Here is an 18361-nt window from a genome sequence, read left to right as displayed (position 1 = left end):
AAGGCCACTGACTGTTGCATTCTTCCTATTGTTGCCCGCCAGGAAATCCGGAAGAATCCAGAACAAGGAATGCAGGCAGCCTACGTGGCCTTCTTTCTTTTTAAGGTAAAACCTAAGTGGCCAATTGGCGTTGAACTACACTCAGTTTACCATGTGATATTCTTTTAGGCAGATCAAAACAGATAACTGGTAAACGGGACAAAGTTGTTCCATATTTAATTTGTTTGTCCTACCCGTTTATATGGGAATGGCAAATAATATTTGGGGCATTTACACTCTTCCCCCTGATTTGAAAATCTAGTAAGACCCTGTTCTTTTCTAGGGAAAAAGACCCTTAAGTTCCAGGCTGTTTTTTATGCCTTCCATGGGCAATTCCCTTATTTACTTTGTAGCATGCATTAGCGACACTGACTTTTTGGCCTTGTTTCCATAACCATTTGGTCATAGATGCATATTAGGGCCTTTGGAATGGCCTTTGTTCTTTTAGGCAGGTGAGTATGAACATGCAAGCAAAACACTTGTCAAGCCATACTTTTTTGGTTTAAATACCTGCATTAAGCAGTCGAATCAAAACTGATTTGCATATGCTGTTGAATGACGTCACCCCTTAAGTATCATCAGCAACAAGCTGAATCACATAAAAAAACTAAAATGGAAAGCCTCCAACAGATCATTAATGGGCCATTGCCGGTACTTATCGATTTTTACGCCGACTGGTGTGGTCCCTGCAAAGCAATGAACCCGGTCATCAGCCAATTGGGTAAAACCGTACAGGGGAAGGCTCGGGTGCTCAAAATCAATATAGATAAAAACCAGGGCTTAGCTCACCAGTTGGGTGTTCAGGCCGTTCCCACATTTATAGTCTTCAACAAGGGGCAGCAAATATGGCGACATGCTGGTATGGTGGATGGCCGAACTCTTGAAGGGCAATTGTTGCAGGTTGGATCCTAGTGCCCTTATACTTTCCCTAGTTTTCACCCTTTTACAGGAACCTTTAACCTAGGTTGGGTGCAGTCACCTAGGTTCTTTGTAAAGATTAAAACACCTTGTTTAGGATTTATATTATAAAACACAAGTAAGTGGCATGTAATAGGACAACAGGTTGGATCGCTATAGTTTAACTACCGGAACCTGCGGCTTTCAGACCAATGAAAGCAAGTAGCAGGCGCATTCATCTTCTTACCTGCCAACCACCTAACATGCTCAAGTTTACCTGCAAGTTGTTTTCTATCCTGCTGCTTTTGTTCCTTGCCGTGAATGCCTGTTCGCAGGAGCAAAAATCCTTAACTGGTAAAGACTCGCTTAACAAAGTTATAATGGACAGCCTGGGGGCTCCCGACCGGAATAGCAATATGGTTGGGTGGGGCAGCTTTGCACCGGGTAAAGGCTTTACGGTTGCTAAAACCAAATACGGCGAATTCAACTTCAGTGCCTACATGCTGATCAGGTATGTCAACCAGATGGTTGACCCAGCCAACAGGAGTTTTACGGACCATACCGGGGCAAGGCAACAGGTTGATCCCCGCCAGGACATTACCATGCACCGGGCGCTCACCTGGTTTACAGGCTGGCTCATCGATCCCCGTTTGCGGTATGGCTTTTCGCTTTGGGCCAGCGGTAGTATACAGGGTACGCAGGGGCATGTGCAGGTTACCGGGGCGCTGCATTACCGCTTCAGCGAGCACCTGAACCTGGGTGGTGGTATCGGCTCCCTACCCGGAAACCGGTCCAATATGGGAAATTGGCCCTTGTTCTTGGGTACCGATCGCCGAATGGCCGATGCCTATATGGCGCCGGGATATGGGCAGGGTATTTGGGCAGAAGGCAAGATCGCAGGCCGGGTGTATTATAAAACCATGCTGGCAAATAATATTAATGCGGTGGGAATTGATGCTACCCAGCTCGACAAACGGCTCAATACTTCTTCTACTGCCATCTGGTGGATGCCCACAACCGGTGAATTTGGTCCAAGATCAGGCGCTTTCAATGATTATGAGCTGCACGCCATACCGGCAACCCTTTTCAGCGCCCGTTTTACTACCAGCACGGAAGAACGCTTTGGCCAGGTGGCAAAACCTGAAACACTGGAAAACTCTTCAATCCGCCTTTCGGATGGCACCAATGCTTTTGCTCCCAATGCATTTGCGCCTGGTGTAATTGTAGACCAGCTCAATTATAAAATGCTGGCACTGGAAGCTGCCGTTAAGTACAAGGGCTTGGCCATTAATACCGAGTATTATTTCCGTTGGTTAAATCGCTTTAAAACTTACCAGAACGCTCCCTTGCCCCTTAGGGAAGTTGATGACCAGGCAGTGCAGGTGCAGGTAGCTTACCAGTTGAAACCAAAAAGGCTGGAGTCTTATTTGGCTTTCTCAAAAATTTTTGGTGATTATGGCAAGCCCTACGAAATAGGAGTGGGCGTCAATATATTCCCATTTGCCAGCCGGAATATCAGGCTGAATACCGAAGCCAATTACCTCAATCGTGCAGCTTTCGGTGGACTATTTGTTCCCTATGCACTCTATCAAAAGGGAACCGTTCTGCATGCATCTTTCGAAGTTCTGTTCTGACGTTTTCAGAATTTAAAACCCAGATTCAGTACTGTTCCGAAATCGTTGGTGCTGGTGTTTATGGCCGGTGGCCTGCTGTCGTAGTTGAAAAAGAACTGAATGGAAATGACAAAGTCTTTTACCGGTTCATATTCCAGGTTGATTTTATGATCCAAACGGTAGCGGCCTTTTTCTGAAAGGTTGAAGTAAAAATTAGCATAGGCGGTTATATCAACATCAGGTTTTAGCCATTGGAAAAGGTTGAAGTTTACCAGCAGGGGTACCTCAGCCTGAGTTTGTGTGGGCGAGTTGTCGGTTGGGTTTTCTCTTTGTAAAGAAATGCCTATTGTAGCCGACCAGTTAATGTTCCGGTTGCGCAGCAGGCTGCGGCCAACGGCAATGGCCGAAATATAGCGGGAAGCAACACCTGTTTCTATTTGTCGTTGGTACTGGAGCCGGTAAATATTAAGCCACTTGGGTTTGAAGTTCCAGGATGCTGAGGTCAGCACATCGGCTCGCTCGAGGGGTATGGTTTCCTTATTAAGGGTATAAATAGCACTGCTTTGTTGGGCGTAGGTCCAATTAGCTGCAGTATAATTCAAATCGTTATTAAAGTTGAGGCGGGTAATGTCGCTGCTCTTTGTATAAGAGTACCCGAAGCTGATTTTTCCATCCAAACCCCGCCAGATGTTTTTCTCCCATTGTTTTAAACTGTATACCTGTTCCAGCAAAATGCTGTCTACCCGGAATATGCCTTTCAGCAGGGTATAGCCAGGACTTTCTGTTGGATACAGCCGTGCGATGAAATGGTCACCTGCCAGGGTTTCAATCCGGTAAAAGTGGTATGGCCCGGCCAGTTGCGCAATATCCTTGAGCTTCACGGTTACATCGTTTAGCCCGTCGGGATCAAAAAGCAATTCACTGCGGCTGATTTTTCGAATTCGGCCAAACAGCAGGTTGTTATTTTTGAGCTGAAGGAAATCTTTGCCAAATGGAACACCGTACAGGAGGCTGTCTGGACTTTGTTGTGCGGTTACATTTATGGTTAAAAGGAGAAGCCAACAAAGCAACAGATATGCAAACGCACCCAGAGGGGTGCGTTTGTTAACCGATAAACCTGAAACCTTAACCATAATATTATTGATTGGCCATAGCTGCCAATCCTTGTTTGCTTTCCCACAGCCTTACCTTCCTGCGCGCCTCGTCAAACAGCCTTTGATAATTTCCTTTCCGAACCATTTCGCTTGCTTTAGGCGTAAGTGCTTGCCATAATGGTTGGTACTGGTTATATACTTTCAGGTGAGCCGAGGTGGAGGCAGGTGCCACATTATCGGTACCAAATAAAAACCGGTCGGGGTATCGGTTGATCAGGGCGGCCACTGCCTGAACGGTTTGATCGCTTTGTACCAGGTATTTTGCCACTTCATCCCAGGAGATGTCAAAAAATACATGTTTAAGTGCCGGGTCATTCAGCATTTCTTCCACCAGGGTCACCTGGTCCTGCACCGGGTGAATGATTCGGCCCAAGCCTATATGCGCCCAAATAATGGTCGCATTAGGGTGCCTGCGGAAAAGCGCTTTGACTTCACCCAAGTAGTTTTGGTCTTTTGTTTTTGGAAATGGATTATCAATGTCGTTGTGCAGGATGCTTATCAGGCCAACTTCTTCCGTCAGCTCAAAAATGCTGTCCAGTGCAGGGTCTGTGAGGCTGGCAACGTCGCCGGCCACCTTTGAAGAAACGAACTCTTTGTGGATGGTAAACTCGCCGATACCGGAAAACACACCTGGAAAGGTGAGCAGCACCCGCCTGATGTGGTCGGCGGCATACATGTCGGTAGGATTAAATCCCGTGATCATCGGATCGAAACGGGTTTGCTGTTCCTTGGGCAATGACTTGTAAAACATGGCAATTGCCGCATCTGTAAACGAATAGTAGTAAAGCGGCGCATCTGTTTCCAGGTAATAAGTGGGTGCCCTTTTGCCGGTTACCCTATAAGACCATTGCTGCTGCAAGGGGATGCCAAATAGGGTAGAGCGGCCCACTTTGTTGCTTAACACTGCCAGCAGGCTTTGCTGGTCAAGGCCTTTCTGTATATAATTGGTAAGGTGAAAATGTGAGTCGTAAAACAGCGAAGCATCTTCCTTGGTGGTTTTTTGGGCATGTATTTTTTGTCCTGCAAAACCTAAGCACAGGCACCCCAAACAGAGCCTCAGGAAGAAATGAAGACTGCGCATAAAAGCTTGGTTGCGGCCCGAGGGCCTATTTCTGAATAAATATTTGTCTATTGGGAAACCTGGCTTACTGCCAATTTAGGCGCACGGGGTTCTACCAGGAACTGGTTGGCCTTTAGCAGGTTTACCACTTCTGTAATGGACTTTTGTGCCCGCACACTATTACCTGCTTCATCCAGCCTGGGCGAAAAGGCTGCAATGCCAAACTTGCCCGGAGCCACGGCAATGATTCCCCCGCCGACCCCACTTTTTCCCGGCAGGCCAACATTGAACAACCAAATACCCGAATCGTCGTACAAGCCAGCGGTTGCCATTACCGCAAGTGTGTGGGACACCGTTTCAGCAGCAACAACACGTTTGCCTGTTACCGGATTTGTTCCGCCATTGGCAAGGGTTGCTGCCATGATCGCCAGGTCGCGTGCATCTACGTTAACGGCACACTGGCGGGTATAGATGTCCGTTGATTGCGCAGGATCGAAATACAATCTTTCATAGGCCGACAACAGCATGGCAATGGCCTGGTTGCGCTGGTTGGTTGCAGCTTCGCTTTTGTACACTGGTTCGTTTACAGCCAGCTCCCTTCCTGCAAAGTCACTCATGGTTTGAAGAATATTATTCCACTTTTCGTCGTAGGTGGCACCGCCAATCATGGAGGTAGCTGCAATGGCACCCGGGTTTACCAGCGGGTTGATTTCCTTTCCTTTACGCAGTTCGATGGCAGCGATGGAGTTGAACTTAAGCCCGGTGGCGTCTACTCCTATTTTTTCCATCAAGGCCTTGGGTCCTTGCTCTTCAATGACGCGGGCCATAGTAAATACTTTGGAAATAGACTGGATGGAGAAACGTGAACTGGTATCCCCCTTTCCATACACTTTGCCATCGAGGGTAACCATCGAAATGCCAAACAGTTCGGGGTTTACTTCTGCCAGCACAGGAATATAATCGGCATTTTTTCCATCTTTCAACCCTCGGTATTTGAGGTAAGCCGTTTCAATAGCAGCATCAATAACACCGCTGCTCATGCCCGATGGCACCTGCGTATTGGCAACCGTTTTTACAGCATTCTTTGATCGGCTTTGTGCCCCTGCATTGGTGGTGCTTGCCAGCAGCAGGAATATCCAGGCATAAGTGCTAAGTCTGGTAAAAAAGAGATTCTTTTTCATACAAATGGTTTAGCTGGTTCAGTCCTTGTTTTTATGGTGAAATGTTTCGGAGAAATTGTACTTGAATGAAAACTGGAGTTTCAGGTCGTTGGTTTTCCAGCCATCGGCGTAATTCTGGCGGGCGCCATACTGTAGTTCAGCCCCCAACAGGAAATTAGGCGCCGGGTAGTAAATGAGGTTAGCCAATGCATATTGCCCACTTTTGTAGGCATCCTGGTTCTGGCCATTGGAATTGTCGATGTGCATGGAGGAAAAGCCTACTGCGCTGGTAAACTTATTATTCCAGTAATGGTCGAGAAATGCAACCAGGCCCAACACAGGTAAGGCTACCCCCTTGATGGGCGAGGTGCGGTTCGAAAATTGGTTCCGGATGCCAATATCCGCAGGAGCATCGTTCATATAATTCTGGATGCCTTCGCCATAAACCACCTGCATCCGGATTACATCTTTTTCAATATTGATATTGGAACTCAGGTTAAGGCCCCAGCCCAGTACCGATCCGTTCAGGTTTATGCCATCAGCCAGTTGGTCCTTCCATGCTATTTTACGCAGAATGCCAGCCAGTTCCACGTACCCCCATGGCTGGGCTACATGGTATTCGGCGGAAAGGTCGGGCAGGTTGAAGCGGCCCTGTACATTCTGCAGTTTGATTCGGTCGGCATAATTGCCCTGGTCCGAACTGGCTCCGGGCTGCTCCAGTGCAATGGTCAGCCTTGTTTCCCCTTTGATGGGCATAAACCTGATCTGGACATTTCGGAAAAAGACCATTCCGTTCGGACCCCAGTACTCCAGTGAATTGGGAAATACATCGCCATCCATAAAGGGACTATTGGTTTGGCCCACGCCAAATTTGCCCAATTCGCCATAGGCATGCCGCAGGCGGAAGGCGGTGCGACCGGCATCCGCCCCGGTGCCAAACATTTCAAATTCAAACTGGGTCTTGAGTTCACCAAGGCTTGTTGGCAGGTAGCCTTTCACCCCAAATCGGGTTTGCCGGACGCTGAAATACATGTTACCATCCGGCCCGTTCCCGCCTTTTGCCGCAGGTAATTTGGATGGCCGCATCACGTCGAACCAACTGGGGTTCACCCGTTTGAAGTCGTAGCCAATATCAGTCATAACATGGCCGTAAATGTCCAGGCTTTTCTGGGCGGTACTGCTTTGCCCATATCCGCCAAACGTCCATAAGCAGGCAGCTATCAGGTAAATGTGTTTCATATTGTTAGTTTGATTTTAGTGGACACTGCTGGTAAGTGCCTTTCCTTCCCGGATAAAGGGTATGTATTCGGAAAGTGCCGACTTTATTTTGGTATCGATATAGCTTTCTGCCTGCATGAACCGGGCGGCTTGCAAAGGCCCAACCTGCTTGCTCATCTTTTTAAAATAGCGCTGCTGCAACTTGCCCATTGCCTTGTTGTTCGACAAAAAGCCCTTTGCCAGGTTTTGCGCTTGCTTATCGGTCAGTGTACTGTATTGGCGTGTATAATTGCCCATCAGGTTCAGCCGTTCACCAGAAATTTTGCTCTGTGCTACCTGGTATTGGTCGTACAGGGGCCAGAATGCTGAACCTTCCTTTTCTGTAAGTTGGAGGTAGTCGCCAATGATTGCTTTCTTTTCTTTGCCCCATAGCTGCTGCACCAACTGGATTTCATCGGCGGGCATCTGTGCATGGGATACTAAAAAGGATAGAAAAGGAAGTAATAACAGGAGTGCTTTTTTCATGTTGCAGTCTGGATTGTTTAGTTAGTATGTATTGACACTGTTCAGGTGTTTGCTGCATCTATAGGTTATAACTCTTTGGTGTTGAATAGGCCTGCCTTGTCAATGGGTACGAAGTAGTGGGTTGTGTTGTTGAATTTTGAAATCGCGCAACAAGATGTGTGATCACCTAGTAGCAAAAACTATTTCCATTTGCTGCCCTTACTTTTCAGTGCCTTACCCTCTTATTGTGACAACCTACTTGCAACATATAAGTAGGGGGGTATAAATGAAAGCTAAAGGGAGGGTAGGTGGTTGGTAATTAGAAAGTTCGCACAAACAGAAAGGAGCTTATGCCGATGACCCCATTAGGGGATGCTGCGGAAGCAGGCAGATGGCTTTTTATCATTTACTTTGGGCTCTTATGCAAAACCTGGTTCGTTCCCGACTTGAAGCTTCCCGAAAAGAACTCCTGGATCTTGGCTTACGAAATCCTTTATTGAATTACCGCTATGGTGCAACAAGGGGACTGGAAGTTGTGGGAGCGCATTCGGCACAGGTATTCACCCAACTGGTAGATGCAGGTAAGGATTTCACGTTTCTGGCTGCTGCTCCCACGGGAAGTGAAGGCGCCAGCACGCCACACCCGCTGAAACTGCAAAGCGCCGAGCCGGAAGACAAACTGCAGCAGCGCCTGCTTAATACTTACTATACCGCCCGCACTATCATGGAGGAGCAAGGAACAAATACGCTGTTCCTGGCAATGGGGTTTTTGCAATGGTTTGAAACGGATCAAAGCACGGAGCCTCGCTTGGCACCACTGGTGCTGGTTCCTGTTACACTCGAGCGGGGCAGTGCAACCGAAAAATTCAGGTTGCGCTACTCGGAAGCTGACCTGGAACCCAACTTTTCATTGGCGGCCAAACTGAAGGCAGAATTTGGCATTTCCCTACCTGGTTTACCTGAGGAGGAGGGGAGCAGCCTGGATCTATATTTTGAACTGGTTGCCTTGACCATACAATCCATGAGTCGATGGACGGTACTGCCCAACCAGGTAGCCCTTGGTTTTTTTTCCTTTGGTAAATTCCTTTTATATAATGACCTTCAGCCCGAGGCATGGCCGGCTGATCAACGACCTGCCGACCACCCGCTGATTGAAGCCCTGCTGGGTACAGGTTTTACCGATCCAGCACCATCGGTTGGCGAAGAAGCCTTCCTGGACGACGAGCCCATGGCTGGCCAACTCTTGCAGGCTGTTGATGCCGATGCTACCCAGATGCTGGCCATGCTTGCAGTACATGAAGGCCGTAACCTTGTAATTCAGGGTCCGCCCGGAACGGGTAAGTCGCAAACCATTACCAATATTATAGCCAATGCCATCGGCCAGGGCAAAAAGGTATTGTTTGTTGCGGAAAAAGCTGCAGCACTCAATGTGGTGAAAAACCGGCTTGATGCCCTTGACCTTGGGGAGGCCTGCCTTGAACTACACAGCCAAAAGGCAAACAAAAAAGAGTTGCACACCGAATTGCGGCGCACCCTTGAATTGGGTAAACCTGCACTCCAGCACCTGCAACAGCAGGTAGCCCTGTTGGAGCAGCACCGCCAGGAGCTAAATGCCTATAGCAAAGCTGTAAATGCCGAAATACAGGCCAGCGGGTTATCCGCCCATGATGTAATGGGGCGTTTAATCCAACTGGGTGCTGAAATAGGTCAACAAGCTCTTCCAGCTTTGAAATTTGCAGACATACAAAGCTGGGACGCTGTTCGGATGCAACGGGCGGAAGCACTTGCCATACGCATTGCAGCGGGGCTGCAGGATAACAGGCCGCCGGACACCTACCTTTTTTGGGGTAGTGGGCTCCAGGTTTTACTTCCATCCCGCCATGCCGAACTGATCCAATTGCTGGATGCAACCGCAAGTGCTGCAATAGCCATCAGCAAGGGTGCTGCTGCCATTGCACGGCAAGCAGGTATGCCCATCCCTGCCCACCGCAAGCAAGTGATGCAGTTGACAGAAGCCTTGCAGGTAGCTGCCGGCAGACCACAGCTTACCGGTATAAACATGGCCACAATAGGTTGGAACGACCGTTTGCTGGAACTGGAAGCCCTTGTGGAAAATGGCCAACGACTGTCGGAAATGGAGCAGCAGTATGCCGAAAAGCTGCTGCCGGAAGCCTGGGACGCCACCCTTATGCCCATCAGGACTGCCATCGTTGCCCATGGTCATAAGTGGTATCGCTTCCTGTTTGGTGAGTACAAACAGGCTGTGCAACAATTAGCTGCTTATTCACGGCAACCACTACCTGCAGATTATGAAGCCCGCTTACAGCTTGTGGATGATATTTTGGAGGTTCAGCGGCTGAAAAAAACGCTCAAAAGCCAGGAAGGCCTGGCTCAAACCTTTTTTGGCACTGCCTGGCTTGGTACCGCTTCTAACTGGGAGCAGCTAAAAGCAGCAACCCGATTTTTGTCGGGTGTACAGGAGCAAATAAGGACGGGTAAATTGGATGCATCGTTTATTACTTACCTGGAAGCCAATGAGGACCGGCGGCTTGCTGCTGATGCCAGCCAGCAATTATTGTCCTTATTAAATGAACATGGTAAGCAGGTACAAGCCCTTACCGAAATGATCCAGTTCAACGATGGCGTTCGGTTCCCGGGCGCTACCCTTTTGCACCAACCCTTCCTGGTGCAGGTGCCGCTATTACAACAATGGTGTGAAAAGCCGGAAGCACTACACGAGGTAATTGCATTCAACAATCTGGTGCAACTTGCCGGTGAGGAAGCCCTGTTGCCGCTGGTGCAGTTGGCTGCCCATTGGCCGGGCGCTAAGGAGTTATTGTTGGCTGTCTTGCAAAAAACATGGTACCAGCACCTGCTTGAAACTGCATTCCATACCATGGAGCCCTTACGCCGTTTTGAGCGGTCGGCCCATGAAAGTGTAGCGGCACAGTTCAGGCAGCTGGACCTGCGGAACCTCCAGTTCAACCGGGCACAAGCAGCGCTAACCCATTGGGAAGGGCTGCCGCCTGCCGATGCTGGGGGTCAGATGAACCTCCTTCGAAATGAGTTTAATAAAAAAGCCAGGCACCTGCCAATTCGCAGGCTGATGGAAGAAGCGGGTGCCGCCATCCAGGCCATCAAGCCTGTATTTATGATGAGCCCGCTTTCCATTGCCCACTTCCTGCCACCCGGTGCTGTGGATTTTGACCTTGTTATTTTTGATGAAGCCAGCCAGGTGCGGCCTGTGGAAGCACTTGGGGCCATGTTGCGGGGGCGCCAGGTGGTGGTGGTGGGTGATAGCCAGCAGCTTCCGCCGACAGCGTTTTTCGATTCCCTGACACCAGGAGCAGAAAACCTGGAAAGTCTAACTGCCGACCTGCCCAGCATCCTGAGCCTTTGCGATGCCCAGGGGGCTCCCCAACGAATGCTGCGGTGGCACTACCGAAGCCGGCACGAATCCCTGATCCGGCTTTCCAACCAAGAATTTTACGACAATAAACTGGTACTCTTTCCTGCACCGGGAAGTCGCCAGGGTGCAGGTTTGTTTTTCCACCACCTGCCACACACCGCTTACGACAGGGGTGGCAGTCGTACCAACGTCCAGGAAGCAGAAGCGGTGGTACTGGCTGTACTAGAGCATACTCGCAAACACCCGCATCAAACTTTAGGTGTTGTAGCCTTCAGTACCGCCCAGCGGGATGCCATTCAAAACAGGCTGGAGCAGGCAAGAAAACAAATGCCTGAATTGGAAGCCTGGTTTGCACGTCACCCACAAGAGCCCTTCTTTGTAAAAAATCTGGAAAATGTGCAGGGCGATGAGCGGGATGTAATTTTTATTTCAGTGGGGTATGGTCGTATCGCCAAAGGTTATGTGAGCCAATCCTTTGGTCCGCTGAATATGGAAGGAGGTGAAAAGCGTCTGAATGTTTTGATCACCCGGTCACGGCTACGTTGCGAGGTATTTACCAACCTCACTGCCGATGATATTGATGCAGGTCGGTCGGCAAGCCGGGGTGTTGCGGTACTCAAGCGTTTCCTCCAATTTGCTCAACACGGAACCATAGAAGTGCCCCTGGAATCCGGTCGGGCTTCCGGTAGTCCCTTTGAGGAGGCAGTTGTGAAGCGTTTGACAGGCATGGGCTACCAGGTGCACCAACAGGTGGGAGCCGCAGGCTTTTTTATTGACCTCGCCATCCTTGATCCGGAGCAACCGGGAAGATATGTACTTGGCATTGAATGCGATGGAGCATCCTATCATTCAGCGCGAACTGCCAGGGACAGGGACCGCCTGAGACAACAGGTGCTGGAAGCCATGGGATGGAAACTACACCGCATCTGGAGCACCGAATGGTTTCGAAACCAAGAAAAAGAATTGGAACGTTTAGTAGTTGCTATCAATACCGCCTGGAAGGCTTCCCTGGACGCAAGTGAGGAGTCGGACGAAGTGGTGACCGATACTTCCGTTCTCAGGGAAGAACCCAAAGCCATTTCGAGTCAGCTGGAACCCTACCAACTGGTACAATTGCCTGCGGAGATTTCGCAATTGGAAATGCACCAGCATCCCATTGGTAAGATGGCTAAATGGGTTGAGCTGGTCGTACGGGTTGAAGGCCCCATTCATTTTGATGAATTGGCCCGTAGGATGGTTGAGGCGGCTGGCATTACCCGTGTTGGTCCCCGAATAAGGGAACACCTGAAGTTGGCAACCCGTTTTGCTGAAGGCAGTGGAGCTATCAGGCAAAATGACAGTTTTCTTTACCTGTCTGGTGCTGGCCAGGCACCCATGCGTGACCGGTCAAACCTGCCTCCAGCATCCCGTAAATGGAAGTATATCGCTCCAGAAGAAATAGGATCGGTATTGTTCAAAGTAGTTAAGGATGCTGTAGTTATAGCTCCGGATGAAGCTTATCCGATTGTAGTAAAGCTCTTTGGATTTGCTCGTGTAACTGAAGAAATGCGCAATGATATCCTTCAACTTATTAAACCTATGAAATCATCAGGATTACTAAAACAATCAGAAGCCGGGCTTGAAGCTGCTATATAAATTTTGCAATAATGTGCTGTAATGTCTATTGGATGAGGTGAATAGTTCTTCTACCTAAATATAAACTTGAAGCTTAAAAAGGTATTTAATTTGCTGATTTCGTACAATTATTATTACCAGATCATTTCTTTTTGAACTTCTTAATGGTTGTAAAAAATTCATTTTTATCAATGTATTTGTTGTGATCAGTTTTAGCCAGGTGAATGTAACATCCGGCAATAATTGGGGATTAAACCCTCAAAACTAACAATAGCATTTGCTACTTTTTTGTATAAGACTGTTCAATTTAACTACTAGGGAAAAAGGTTTTAAGCGAAAAAGTTGAACTGACAAAATGGTACAGGTAATTTCTCAATTGCGGAATTGTAACTTTTAATTTCAACTGAAAGGGCCTGCATGGTCTTTAATTAAATAGTGGTGTCAATGTAATCCATTCGAATTTTTCGGGGCATAAAATCCTTTGTCCGGCGTAAGTGAATGGTTTAGATTAGTGCCACCACCAATAAGGCAATATGGCAAAAGTTTCCATCAATCCTTCCTCCAATGCAAACCCTGATACAGGGTTCGGCACACAGGCCAATCGTATCGGAGGCAGATTTGTCAATAAAGATGGCAGTTTCAATTTGGTCAAAACCGGACTTCCATTTTGGAAAAGGCTCAGCCCGTATTCGCACCTGATGCAGGTTTCCTGGTGGCGCTTTCTGGGTTATGTGGTGTTGTTTTACATGCTGGTGAATACGCTTTTTGACACTATCTACCTGACCCTTGGCGTCCACCAGTTTGAAGGGTTGATGCAGGGAAGTGTCTGGCTGCACTTCCGCCAGCTGTTTTATTTCAGCACCCAAACCTTTACTACCGTTGGTTATGGCCGCATCAACCCGCTCAGGGATGCAGCCGACCTTATTGCCTCCTTTCAAATCATGTGCGGCTGGTTGTTCTTTGCCCTGGTTACGGGTTTGCTCTATGGCCGGTTTACCCAACCAAAAGCCTTTATCGCCTTCAGCCATAAGGCCCTGGTGGCACCGTACTGCAATGGCTCAGCACTAATGTTCCGGATGGTGCCTTACAAAAACAATCATTTCCTCACCAATGCACAGGTATCGGTGAATGCCGCTTTTTTATTATCTGAAAACAAAGGCGGCGAGTACCAGTTCTTCAGCCTGCAACTGGAACGTAAGCGGATTGATACCTTTAATATGAATTGGACGGTGGTGCATCCAATTGATGAAAACAGCCCGTTCCTTAATTTTAGTGAAGCCGACCTTGGCCGGTCCGACCTGGAAATTTATGTTCAGGTGTCTGGCTTTGATCCCATTTATTCCAATACCGTCATGCAGCGCACTTCTTATACCTACCAGGAAGTAGTGTGGGGCGCCCGCTTTCTGCCCATGTACCACGAGTCGGAAGGCGATGAATCCACCATTCTCGAGTTGGACAAACTGGATGCCTTTGAGCCTGCCGGCTTACCGGTTGCTTAATGCCTGTTGCTAATCACCAAGGAGTTAACTTGCGGCCCGGATAAATTTCCTCTTTACAATATGCTTGATGCGCTTCATCCCGACCCCCAGGTGCTGCTTTCTTTGGTACGTATGAAAATGCCTTTCGGAAAATACAAAGACACTGTTTTGTGCGACCTGCCGGTTTCTTACCTGGAATGGTTTGGCCGGAAGGGTTTTCCCGATGGTAAGCTGGGTATGTTGCTGCAAACCTTACTGGAAATTCAAATGAATGGATTGGGCGAGCTGCTGGTAACCTTAAAAAAGATGGAATCAGGCCGGCCTTAATGCAACCTGCCGGGTTTGATTTTTGTTGTTTTAGGTAAAACGACACATATGAATTCGGATGCAACCAGCCAACTGTTTGAAGCCTGCCGCCGCAACGATGTGGCTACAGTCAGCGAAATATGCCAGCAGGATAATTGGTTTTTATCGGTTAGGGATGCAAAGGGCTTTACACCCGTACTGATTGCAGTGTACAACAATGCCCCTGCAGTAGTAGCCTGGCTTTTGTCAGCAGGTGCACCGGGTGATACGCCCGATATGTCGGGTAACACAGCCCTGATGGGTGCCGCCTTTAAAGGATACAAAGAAATGGTGGCACAACTGCTGCAGGCTGGCGTTGATGTAAACCAGCGAAATGGAAACGGGGCTACAGCCCTCACCTTCGCAGCAACTTTTGGGCAAATGGAAATTGCCGAATTGCTGCTGGAAAATGGCGCATCGCTTGAGCTGCTGGATGGTTTGGGCAAGAGTCCCATCGATCATGCCGTGGTTCAGGAAAATGAACCAATGGTACGCCTGCTCGAAAAGTACGAACGCATGCGGATGAGCGGCCAGTCCATGCTCGGCGATAATTAATTTTGCCGCCTTCCATCCCCTAATTGAGATTAGTTGGGGTATGTTTAAAATGCGGAAAAAGGTTTGGGTTTGTTTTTTTTGTTGGAACAACCCCTTTTGGAAATGAGCATTGATATATAAGGAAATACAAAGACCGGCAAGTCAGGTCTTTTTTATTATTGGCTTAGCCGCTGCCGCTTACATTTTGTTCTACATCGTCGTTAACTGGAATAGGCTTTGTACCATCAAGGGTATAACCTTCAGCCATCCACACCACCAGGGGCATATTGTTTACGTGATAAAAATAGATGCAGCGATGAAAACCCTTTTAGTGGCTTGTGCCGCTCTTTCCCTTACGGCTTGTGTTTCTGAACGTTCCCTTCAGGTTTCGGTGGTGCAGGCCGAACTGGTAAAAGTGGATACCCTTTACCGCAATTCCGAATACGTCCAAATTCTCACCTGGCGTTCGCCCGAAAAAATGCAATTTGTCAGTTATGCCGGTATCAAGGAGTACTACCCGGTTGGCGCCAAAATGGCTGTATTCATGCCCCGATGATTATTGGTATCCTTTGAACTGGTACACCAGGTAACCGGCCATTTCATGCAGCAGTTGTTGCCAGCGCACCAGGCTACGTTCATTTGGAATCAGCCAATCATCGGGGTCCCAATTCCTTGGTTGAAAGTAAAAGTCAGTTGGAAAACTGGTAACAGGTATGCCTGCTTTCTGGAAGCAGCCCATTGCCCTGGGCATGTGAAAGGCCGAGGTAACCAAAACCAGGCTTTTGATTTGGGGATGTTGTTGCAGCAGCGTTTTGGTAAACACCGCGTTTTCGAAAGTATTGCGGCTGTGTTCTTCTGTTAAAATGTCTTTACCAGGAATGCCCGCCTGGAGCAATATGTTTTTTATCTGTATAGATTCTGGAACTGCCTCGGCAAACACTTTACCCGATCCGCCGGATACAATGATCTGCTTCACCTTGCCTGCCCTGTATAACGCGATGGTATGAAAAATACGTTCGGCACCCCACATGGATGAAACCCTGTCGGGTATCTCTTTGTGCATATAAGTAACACCCGAAAGGAGCACTGCGGCATCGTGAACCTCCAGGCTCCGAATGGGAACCGGCTTGGGTTCCCACAACCGTAAGGCTTCGTTGCAGAAAAAAGGGTTGGAGCAAAACAGGAGCAACACCATACCCGTTTTGGCCACTTTCATGGACCAGGGTTTGGCCCGACCCAACCAGGCAGCCACAAAAAAGGCGGTGATCCACACCAGTGGCATCAATACAAAATCCAGGACTTTTGATAGCAGAAAAAACATAGGGAAAACGCTGTGAAAGATACAGGATTATGGCACAAAGCATATCGTGGCAGCTTCTTTGTGGTTGAACAACCAAGGGGAATTTAGTTATGAAAAAGCTTATACTACTTCATGCCGCGATATTGTTCCTGCTGAATGCAACAGCTCAAAAACAAAGGCCGGCTATAAACAACAGTAAGGCAGACTTCCATGCTGGAGTTCGGCTCCAAAGCAGCAGTGCCTACCCTGCAAAAGCTGGCAATACCCGTTTGGGTATTGCCGATCCTACCATCAATGCCCTCAATGGCATGGGAAATGGGATCGGCGTTCCTGTGTATGGCAGCAATGGCGTTTTAGGTTTACCCAAGGGTACCTATGGCTATGCAAAAGGGCAGCTTTGGTTGCGCAGCACCGATGCTACTTCCATTGGGGGCATCACCGGCAACCCTTCGGTAGGCACCGGTAGCAGCAGCGCAGGCGCAGGGGGCAATATGTTGGGGCTGAATGGTAAGAGTCCCTACGCAGGACCCGCAAACTGGGGTTCGGCCCAAGGCTTGCGTCAGCCCGATTCTGTATTGCGCCGCAGCAGGCAAATAGGGATGCGCCAATAATGCTTTTGCGCAAAGGTCCATAAACATTAATGTCGACCAGTATTCAAAGGCATAACCTAATTGCCCAAAATGGCACAATTCTTTTGCGTTTAAGCGTATGGAAAACAATTTCAACCCCCAATCAGAAAACGAAGATTTTACCAGCAAGGGAAGGGTAAGCAATAGCGGCAATCCCGCACAGGAAGCTTCTGAAAGCAACAGGGATATCAGTAAGGTAGACCAACAGGAAGGCGAGATGAACCATGGCACCACCAGTGCCGATCAGGATCTTTTCGCCAATAAAGACCAACGTAAGGAACCATAAACCTGGTAAAGTCCGGATGGAAGTAAAAGGCCGCAAACTAAGTTGCGGCCTTTGCTTTACCATTTATACGAAAGCAATAACCCGTGAGACAGGCCGCCGCTATAAGGCAATACGCTAAGGCTCGGATCTTTGAACAGTTTGTGTTTATGAAAATGTGGTACGAGGATGCCCGAGAGGGTGCCTACAGCCGTACCTACTAAAATGTCGGAGGGAAAATGCCTGCCACCCCGGTGGCGCAGGTAACCAGTAGTACCGGTAGCTACAGCTGCTGCGCCATACACTACCCATTTCCAGTTGGAGGTGGGGTGGTAATCGGCAAAGACCTTGGCGGTAAAAAAGGTGGCAGTACCTACCAGTGCAGCATGGCCAGCAAAAAAGGAGTTTTTGGCGTTTCCCTCGGTGCGGTCGCCCATGGTTGCATTGGGGTTGTAGGTATAAGGCCGGTACCGGTTAAAAACCATGTTCGAGCCTGTGTACAGCACACCTGTTGTAGCCATGGCTTGCAGGTAAAGCAACCCGATCTTAGCTGCGTCTTTCCTGATCTTTTTATCAGCCAGCAACAGGAATGGGACGGGCACCGAGCCATAGAAGATATAGTCTGAGGCATCGGCTGCTTTTTCGTTGTAAATATCAGCAGCCCAACGATCAAAGCGGGGAATGTTCTGTACACTGAGGTTGCGGATGGTAGCTTCGGGCGTTCCCTCCTTGGTATAAACCTGCGAAAAACCAAAAATGGTGAAAGCGGTTGCTCCAATGGTAAGTGGTAGGTCCAGTTTGGGTTTGATCTTGTATACCTCTTCCGAAGGTGCCTGCGCATTGTAATTGTTGGTATTCGATAAAGCTGTGCTGGTGTCGTTCTGTCCGTAACTAAAGGTATGCAACAGCAGGGCAAGGGAAGCAAGTAACCCCATTTTCATACGCATCATTTTTTTGTTTTCTGCTGTGGTTAAAAAAAATGTACCACAGCAGTTCTTTGGTTTGCACCTACTCCGATAGGGAAAGACCTGGAAAAACGATTGCGCAAAAAAGCTTTTATAGCATAGCCACCTACATATTTAGTGGTAACTTTTAGGGTAGACAACACGATTGCTCCGTCCGGATTTTTCCATTGCCTAAAACCG

At 48.5% G+C, this 18361-nt stretch carries 16 protein-coding genes; 9 read left to right on the top strand and 7 right to left on the bottom strand.

All coding sequences use genetic code 11. The features are described 5' to 3' along the window. Positions 1-594 precede the first annotated feature (594 nt). Both trxA and BUE76_RS14700 read left to right on the top strand, forming a co-directional pair. Complete coding sequence (trxA, locus tag BUE76_RS14705; protein ID WP_073041206.1) at positions 595-951, top strand: thioredoxin; 357 nt, start codon at positions 595-597, stop codon at positions 949-951. Between the two features lie 248 nt (positions 952-1199). Continuing rightward, a complete protein-coding gene (locus tag BUE76_RS14700) occupies positions 1200-2570 on the top strand; it encodes a hypothetical protein (protein ID WP_083596405.1) in 1371 nt (456 codons plus the stop codon). Between the two features lie 5 nt (positions 2571-2575). Here the strand turns inward: BUE76_RS14700 and BUE76_RS14695 are convergent, their stop codons facing one another. From BUE76_RS14695 to BUE76_RS14675, 5 genes are all read right to left on the bottom strand, one after another. Beyond that, positions 2576-3430: a DUF481 domain-containing protein gene (locus BUE76_RS14695; protein ID WP_158069979.1), complete on the bottom strand. Its 855-nt coding sequence runs from the start codon at positions 3428-3430 to the stop codon at positions 2576-2578. 256 nt (positions 3431-3686) lie between these two features. Next, entirely contained in the window at positions 3687-4784 is a 1098-nt protein-coding gene (locus BUE76_RS14690; RefSeq protein ID WP_083596404.1) for an amidohydrolase family protein, read from the bottom strand. Between the two features lie 47 nt (positions 4785-4831). Further along, entirely contained in the window at positions 4832-5944 is a 1113-nt protein-coding gene (gene glsA / locus BUE76_RS14685; RefSeq protein ID WP_083596403.1) for a glutaminase A, read from the bottom strand. Positions 5945-5962: 18 nt separating this feature from the next. Continuing rightward, positions 5963-7162, bottom strand: coding sequence for a DcaP family trimeric outer membrane transporter (locus tag BUE76_RS14680; RefSeq protein WP_073041203.1), 1200 nt, complete (start codon positions 7160-7162; stop codon positions 5963-5965). Positions 7163-7177: 15 nt separating this feature from the next. After that, complete coding sequence (locus BUE76_RS14675) at positions 7178-7666, bottom strand: hypothetical protein (protein ID WP_073041201.1); 489 nt, start codon at positions 7664-7666, stop codon at positions 7178-7180. 400 nt (positions 7667-8066) lie between these two features. Between BUE76_RS14675 and BUE76_RS14670 the strand changes: the two genes are divergently transcribed. The 5 genes from BUE76_RS14670 (at position 8067) to BUE76_RS14650 (ending at position 15581) form a co-directional block, all read left to right on the top strand. Continuing rightward, the gene (locus BUE76_RS14670; protein WP_073041199.1) at positions 8067-12689 is read left to right on the top strand and encodes a DUF3320 domain-containing protein; all 4623 of its coding nucleotides are present in this window, start codon (positions 8067-8069) and stop codon (positions 12687-12689) included. A gap of 512 nt (positions 12690-13201) precedes the next feature. After that, positions 13202-14167 (top strand): ion channel, encoded by a 966-nt coding sequence (locus BUE76_RS14665; protein ID WP_073041197.1) that lies wholly within the window; start codon positions 13202-13204, stop codon positions 14165-14167. Positions 14168-14227: 60 nt separating this feature from the next. Beyond that, complete coding sequence (locus BUE76_RS14660) at positions 14228-14473, top strand: DUF3820 family protein (protein WP_073041195.1); 246 nt, start codon at positions 14228-14230, stop codon at positions 14471-14473. A gap of 48 nt (positions 14474-14521) precedes the next feature. Next, positions 14522-15046: an ankyrin repeat domain-containing protein gene (locus BUE76_RS14655; RefSeq protein WP_073041193.1), complete on the top strand. Its 525-nt coding sequence runs from the start codon at positions 14522-14524 to the stop codon at positions 15044-15046. 295 nt (positions 15047-15341) lie between these two features. Beyond that, the gene (locus BUE76_RS14650) at positions 15342-15581 is read left to right on the top strand and encodes a hypothetical protein (protein ID WP_073041190.1); all 240 of its coding nucleotides are present in this window, start codon (positions 15342-15344) and stop codon (positions 15579-15581) included. Here the strand turns inward: BUE76_RS14650 and BUE76_RS14645 are convergent, their stop codons facing one another. Continuing rightward, positions 15582-16241, bottom strand: a complete 660-nt coding sequence (locus BUE76_RS14645) for a YdcF family protein (RefSeq protein WP_158069978.1) — start codon at positions 16239-16241, stop codon at positions 15582-15584. A 194-nt stretch (positions 16242-16435) separates the two neighbouring features. Here BUE76_RS14645 and BUE76_RS14640 point away from each other — a divergent pair, with 194 nt between their 5' ends. After that, positions 16436-16936 carry a hypothetical protein gene (locus BUE76_RS14640; protein WP_143157233.1) on the top strand — a complete coding sequence of 167 codons (501 nt, stop codon included), beginning with the start codon at positions 16436-16438 and terminating at the stop codon, positions 16934-16936. A 97-nt stretch (positions 16937-17033) separates the two neighbouring features. After that, positions 17034-17240: a hypothetical protein gene (locus BUE76_RS14635; protein ID WP_073041184.1), complete on the top strand. Its 207-nt coding sequence runs from the start codon at positions 17034-17036 to the stop codon at positions 17238-17240. Between the two features lie 56 nt (positions 17241-17296). Here BUE76_RS14635 and BUE76_RS14630 read toward each other — a convergent pair whose 3' ends face one another. Next, the gene (locus BUE76_RS14630) at positions 17297-18166 is read right to left on the bottom strand and encodes a phosphatase PAP2 family protein (protein WP_083596402.1); all 870 of its coding nucleotides are present in this window, start codon (positions 18164-18166) and stop codon (positions 17297-17299) included. Positions 18167-18361: the final 195 nt, after the last annotated feature.

The sequence above is a fragment of the Cnuella takakiae genome (assembly GCF_001953305.1).
Classification (GTDB): Bacteria; Bacteroidota; Bacteroidia; order Chitinophagales; family Chitinophagaceae; genus Flavisolibacter; species Flavisolibacter takakiae.
Note: the sequence above shows the minus strand (reverse complement) of the source record. Positions and strands in the feature narration are given on the sequence as shown.